The following is a 340-nucleotide window of genomic DNA, read 5'->3' as shown; positions in this document are numbered from 1 at the left end:
TGCTACGCCTGTTACCATCACCCCTCAAGATGTGCTGGTGCTGAACTGTGGTTCTACGGGTATTTCAATGCCTCAGCCTGTTCCTGGAATGGGTGATGAAGAGATAGCCTTTGAAGCCAACTGTACTTCTGATAACTGTACCATTGTTTCCTATTCTTTGTCTAAAACATCTTTTACTTGTAACGATGCTGGACAAAACGTAGTAACAGTCACTGTTACTGACCAAAGTGGAAACGCAACTACCGCTACAGCAATTGTTACCGTTATAGACAACACGCTGCCTACGGCAAGAACTAAAACAGCTAATATCTACTTAAACGCCAATGGCAATGCTACCCTT

Annotated in this window: 1 pseudogene; it reads left to right on the top strand. The window is 43.5% G+C overall.

Annotated elements, in window-relative coordinates:
• Positions 1-340 (top strand): annotated as a pseudogene (locus tag AWW68_RS11000) (hypothetical protein); the annotation flags it as partial.

The organism is Roseivirga spongicola, assembly GCF_001592965.1.
GTDB classification, from domain to species: domain Bacteria; phylum Bacteroidota; class Bacteroidia; order Cytophagales; family Cyclobacteriaceae; genus Roseivirga; species Roseivirga spongicola.
Note: the sequence above shows the minus strand (reverse complement) of the source record. Positions and strands in the feature narration are given on the sequence as shown.